This window comes from Methanospirillum sp. (assembly GCF_035560735.1).
GTDB lineage: Archaea > Halobacteriota > Methanomicrobia > Methanomicrobiales > Methanospirillaceae > Methanospirillum.
Genome location: NZ_DATMYY010000085.1, coordinates 1 through 6,031, shown reverse-complemented (window position 1 = coordinate 6,031; position 6,031 = coordinate 1). Strand labels below are relative to the sequence as shown.

The following is a 6,031-nucleotide window of genomic DNA, read 5'->3' as shown; positions in this document are numbered from 1 at the left end:
GATCATGAGAGTACTTGCGTCTCTTCATCTGAAGTTTGCAGTTCCGCAAATGAAGATCATGATCACCCATATGGAGAAGGATTACCCCCTGATTGCAAAAATATCCCCCATACGCAATGCAACAATGTCCGCAAATCGTTTGCAGAACCTCAAGATGAGCCCGGATTGATAGAAAGTTCCGTCAATCCAGGAGAGGAGTCATCTTGGTCCTGGAAGGTGAGACCCTCTGATTTTTGCGAGATTGACCGGGGTTCTGAACGGGTTCATTGTCAGGAACGGATACCAATAGAGAGACTGTCTGTTCCTCTACGGATGAACCGGAAGATATACAGGTCATGTTTTGAGAAGGCAAAACGCGATAAAGCAGGATCGTTCAGGTCTCTTCCCGGCGTGATCGATTCAGCATCCCTAGTCAGACTAACTTTAGATCTTGGGAGATGTCAGGTCTGTGATACATTCAAGGCAACATAGCATGATCCCATGACAAAGACTACAGCCTGTGATTCGTGCAGGTCAAAGATTCTTTAGGAGGGGTCATGATATCACCGGTATCCAGGATTAATCTGTCTCACCTCTTCTGGTTCCAGTTCGGCTGCTGTACGCTATGGAAGATTACAGGTTCAAGCCGTAAGGTTCTGATTGTATTAGACAGATCATCGACGGCTAGAGGGGGTGATATCGTAGTTATATTTAAGGATACAGGTTACCGGGTATTGTATGGGAGTCAGGAGAGATAGTCTCTCCCGGTTTTGCAGAACTTTCTGATTCAGGAAAGGTGGGTAGTAATGGTTGTCCTGTCTGATAGTGGTGGACGGTTTGTTGCGATTACACAACAAGTCAGAAATCTCCTTGATTGATGGCCAAGAAAGAAGGCAGCGGTGTTTTAGGACCGGGAGGAGAGGGAAACGTACATAAGAGGGGTAGCTGGGGTGAGAAGCCATAGTTTGAGTTGAGAAGTATCAGAGAGTTTGGGTTTAACAACCTGTAAGATATCTCTGTACGGTTACCCTCTATCTCCCTCAATAATATCACATATGAATCATACCAAACTGAAACCATTCACTAACACAATTATTTACTAGTGCAACAAACAGGTATACGTAGATGATCAGCCAGGAAGAAAATCTCCACCATGATGCTGCAAATGAGATTATGAGTCTTATAATTGATGTTCATACAATTATGACACTCACAGTCCCGAATTTAACTGGAATGCAGGAGGCAAAATTTCGCCTGCTTCATATTCTGGAAAATGCGGGATCACAATCGATGACAGAGTTATGTAACCAGATGTTCATTTCAAAACCCTATATGACCAGACTGGTAGACACCCTGGTATCAGAAGAGTTGGTGGAGCGACAACCAGATGCAAAAGATAGAAGAGTAATAAACATCTCCATGACTGACAGAGGGATGGAATATCTTCGGAATATGCTCACGGAATTAAGAGATCACATGAAATCCTTCCTTTCTGGATTTTCTTCCACTGATCTCGAAACAATTTGTAATGCCAGTGCGGAAATACATGCAACGTTTTCAAAAAATCCCAGTATCAACAACCAGGGTACCTGGTCATTCTACACTGCACTCAATCAGAAAGAAAAATGAGAAACTGTTGGATCAATAAAACCGACTAAAGAAGACCATTTCAAACCTAAACCGGCCCTCTAACTACCAGGCATTACCAGTGAACTCTCTATCAGGTAACCCGTTTTATTCACCAGCGAGGAAAATTAGGTGAAACCATGAGTATGATATTCACACATCTGCAAAAACCAATGTTAATAATAGGCTTAGTCCTCCTGACTGTATTGATAATTACATCCCCGGTCCTTGCAGGAACGAAGTATATGTCAGGATCTCCGGATCTTTCAGTTACTATCGTTGGAAACAACGAGTTTGTTCCCGGGACAACCGTACCTCTCCAAATTCAGGTACAAAACTCCGGATTAAACGAAATCAAGTTTGTACAGACAGGAATTGTAGACACCGATGATAACCCCAGCACTGCAAAGATGGTAACAGCTTCCCTTTTGCCAGGTGATAGTCCTGTTCTGATCAAATCAGACCCACAGATGATCGGAGACGTCAAGGGATCGGAAAGTGTTCCCGTTACTTTTACGATATTAGTCCCTGATCATGCAAAAGCCGGGAAATATTCGCTTCCGGTTGAACTGAACTATACCTACCTACAAAATGCCGAACAGCAGGGCACAGACAGTGTCACCTACCGATATGTTCAGAAGAAAGTAACATTTGATCTGCCATTCATAGTGCAATCTGCCATTACCATGCAGGTATCTGATATAAAAGTCGAGAACATCAACTCTGGTGGTTCGGGGTATATCACACTCACCCTGAAAAACATCGGAACTGATACCGGTACAAATGCTGTTGCAAATTTGAGTAGAAGCGGCAGTTCCCCGATTATTCCTGTCTCAAACAGCGTATTCCTGGGAACATTTGCACCGAATGCCACTACAACTGCCAAGTACAAGGTCAGTGTATCAAAAGATGCACAGCCCCAGGACTACCCGGTTGAAGTTTCAGTAACCTATGATAATACAGATGGCGAGACCATAATCACCCCTTCCCAGAAGGTTGGTGTAGCAGTAGGTTCTGATGTCGATTTTACCATTACCAGTCAGAGCCCTGAACTGAATCCAGATAAGAAAAGTTACATCGAGGTGACGTACCGCAATGACGGGTCGGTCCCGGTGTACGGGGCAGAAGTAAGAATCAGTGCAGTAGATCCCTTTACCAGTGCAGATGACCTTGCATACCTTGGAGACATGCAGCCAGGAGATAGTAAAGTTGCCAGATTCGGATTAACTCTCGATGCTATCGCTGATACCAAGATGTACGGCCTTGATTCAGAGATAAAATACCGGGATGCCTTGGACGACAGCCATGTGTCTGATACCATTAAGGTCCCGATTAAGGTCGTTCCCAATGCGGGATTATCTGCACTCATGTCTAGCCCAGTTGTAATTGGTTTAATCCTGATCATCATTCTCGGTGGTGCGTATTACCTCTATGATAACAGACGAAAACTACTGAAACGGTGAAAATGACGAGGTAACACATCGATCATGCATTCAATTTTTTCTGTAGTCGCTAATCTCATTGTTCACAGACCAGGAATCCTATCTAAAATAATCCTTGTACTAATGGTTGTATCTCTATTTGGGATGACCATGGTTTCAATGGAGACCGGAACCGCAACCTACATGGATGTAAATTCACCGGAAGGAGTCCTGATAGAACATTATACAGATACCTTTTCAAAAGAAACTGTAATCCTGCTTGTAGAATCTGATGATTCAACAAGTCCTGAACTCATGCAGTATATCGATACACTGGAAGACCCACTGAGAAATCTTCAGTATGTAACTTCAGTATCCAGTATAGTCGATGTCGTCAAGTCCCTGAATAACGGAGTCATTCCTTCCTCATCCGGAGAGATGGATGAGGTGCTGGCAAAGGTCCCTGCGAATGTAAAGAACGGATATGTTCCATCAGGGATGCTGAATATGGGGGCTATCGGTCTTGAAGCAGGATTATCAGAAAGCCAAAAATCAAGTGCTCTTTCAAACCTCAGGAAGTTCATAGCCAGCACTAACACTCCTCCAGGGGTTTCGGTTAAATTAACAGGTTCTGCTGCTTTTGACGAGGAGATGGGTGCTGCGATGGGTGAATCTATGGGGACTCTCATTATGGCAGCACTCGTACTCATGGTCATCGTGATGGGGCTGCTCTTTGGATATGTGAATCACCGATTCCTTCCGGTTGTTATTGTAGCAGCCGGACTTATCTTTACATTCGGGTTCATCGGCCTTATTGGTTATAAGATCAGTATGGCCGTCATTGCGGCGTTTCCGGTCATGATAGGGCTTGGTATAGACTATGCCATTCAGTTTCAGTCCCGTCTTGAAGAGGAGGCAAGGGATCATCCCCTCTCTGAAGCTGTGTATATCACAATAACCAAGACCGGTCCAGCCGTGATGTATGCCATGCTTGCAACATCCATGGGATTTGTAGCCATGTACATCTCGCCGGTTCCGATGATGCAGGGATTTGGCCTCGTCAGTATCATCGGTGTGGTGACCTGTTACATCACTTCACTCTTTGGAATACCCCTGATTGCGGTGCTTATTAATTACAAGGCAAAAGGGCACGGGAATTCAAAACAAGCTGCAATCGTTGATTCTGTGCTCTCTAAAACCGCGGTATGGGTAGCAAAACGACCAGTTCCGGTTCTTCTGATAGTACTTCTGGTTGCATTTATTGGAATCCAGTTAGACTCACGTATCCCGGTAAACACTGATGAAAATTCATTTGTGCCTCCGGATATGCCCTCGAAAACTACGCTTGATAAGGTGACCAGGACGATGGGGGCTACTGATACTGCACCGATTGTAGTCCATGGCTCTGATGTTCTCACTCTTGATTCGGTAAATTGGATGAAGGAATTTACTGATCTGGAAGTCAGAACACGATCTAAAATTACCCAGGGGACCAGTATCGCAGACTATGTGACCACCTATAACAACGGAGTGATGCCACAAACCCAGAGCGAACTGGATACGGTTTTGAATAAGATTCCAGAAGATGTCAAGGAATCATATGTGAACGGGAATAACGAGGCAGTTATCCAGTTTAATACCGTGAAGTTGACAACAACAACACAGAGTGATCTGAAAGAGGATATCGAAGGAGATTTAAAGCTCTACCCGCCACCTCCAGGAATTAAATCCCAGGTTACCGGTAGCTTTGCGATGTTTACCAATCTGGTGAATGATATTGTGGAGAGTAAGGAACTTATCACTTATACCGGATTCATCCTGGTAGTCTTGTTCCTGGCAGTCGTATACCGGAATGTGAATGCGATAACCCCGATTGTACCAATTGCCGCTGTTGTAGGATGGAATGCAGTTGCCATGAATCTCCTTGGTATTGACTATAACGTCATGACTGCATGCCTGGGTTCGATGACTATAGGGGTTGCTGCTGAGTATACCATTCTCGTAATGGAACGATACATCGAAGAGAAGGAAAAAACCCCTGATGTTATTGAAGCACTGAAGAATAGTGTAAGCAAGATAGGTTCTGCCATTATGGTATCAGGATTTGCAACCTTCTTCGGGTTCTCAGCTCTGATCCTCTCAACCTTCCCAATCATCTCAGACTTCGGTTTAACTACCATTATCGCAGTGCTCTTCTCATTAATTGGAGCAATTGTCATAATGCCTGCAATCCTCTCATTTGTTGACAAGATCGTTCATGGTGTAGAAGAATTAGAAGAGGAAATACTTCATATTCCAACTGCTAACCAAAAATAAAGAATCTTTTTTTCTGAGTTGCAAGAGAGAACTTCAGGTAACCAATGTTTTTTCAGCACCATGATGTCTGGTGGATTCGGGGGATCTACCCGTATTAATTGCAGATACCGCTTAAATTATCAGATACGGTCAGCCGGACCCGTGTATATGCCAGAACCGAGCCACCAGTCATCATCAACCCTTTGAACATACCCCAATTTTGATTCTATCGTTCGGTTGTGAGCAGGATTGATGTAATAAAACCGTACAAAACCTGAACCGTTCTGTGCTACATCGATAAACTGTTGGCCATACGGGTTGCCATACGCATCAAGTTCTCCAAGTCTGTTCTTGCCTATCTTTTCAGGATCAAATGGGTGGGCAAGCGTAGTGCTATTAAAATCATAAGCGTAAATATAGAGTTCTCCCTTGACAAACGAACCATTTGGATTGGAAAATTCGGCAAGTGCTGCTTCCCGTCCATATGTTTTTGCATAGGTAACCGCATTCTCAACAAAATTGACAAGCGTTTCATTTGAGGTATATTCCTCCTGAATAGTGGAATTTGTATAATCAGGTGTTGAAGGGGGTACCGGCTGACTATATACATAACTGGCAGTACTCAGAACCAGGCAGAAAATAAGTACACCAAGGAGCGAGACTAAGATACTTCTCATACCATAGAATGTGTTTAGTGATAAATAAAAATA

The 6,031-nt window shown here is 43.8% G+C and carries 5 protein-coding genes; 4 read left to right on the top strand and 1 reads right to left on the bottom strand.

Features of this window, described 5'->3' with window-relative positions; translation table 11 throughout:
* Positions 1 to 216 precede the first annotated feature (216 nt).
* The 4 genes from VN429_RS02670 (at position 217) to VN429_RS02655 (ending at position 5,342) form a co-directional block, all read left to right on the top strand.
* Positions 217 to 471 carry a hypothetical protein gene (locus VN429_RS02670; RefSeq protein WP_325629508.1) on the top strand — a complete coding sequence of 85 codons (255 nt, stop codon included), beginning with the start codon at positions 217 to 219 and terminating at the stop codon, positions 469 to 471.
* Positions 472 to 1,104: 633 nt separating this feature from the next.
* Positions 1,105 to 1,608 (top strand): MarR family winged helix-turn-helix transcriptional regulator, encoded by a 504-nt coding sequence (locus VN429_RS02665; protein WP_325629506.1) that lies wholly within the window; start codon positions 1,105 to 1,107, stop codon positions 1,606 to 1,608.
* Positions 1,609 to 1,745: 137 nt separating this feature from the next.
* Positions 1,746 to 3,068 carry a COG1361 S-layer family protein gene (locus VN429_RS02660; RefSeq protein WP_325629504.1) on the top strand — a complete coding sequence of 441 codons (1,323 nt, stop codon included), beginning with the start codon at positions 1,746 to 1,748 and terminating at the stop codon, positions 3,066 to 3,068.
* 24 nt (positions 3,069 to 3,092) lie between these two features.
* A complete protein-coding gene (locus VN429_RS02655; protein WP_325629502.1) occupies positions 3,093 to 5,342 on the top strand; it encodes an efflux RND transporter permease subunit in 2,250 nt (749 codons plus the stop codon).
* A gap of 119 nt (positions 5,343 to 5,461) precedes the next feature.
* On the opposite strand, the gene VN429_RS02650 is transcribed toward VN429_RS02655, so the two are convergent.
* Positions 5,462 to 6,031 (bottom strand): cache domain-containing protein (locus tag VN429_RS02650; RefSeq protein ID WP_414675289.1); only part of this gene is annotated, 570 nt, incomplete at its 5' end.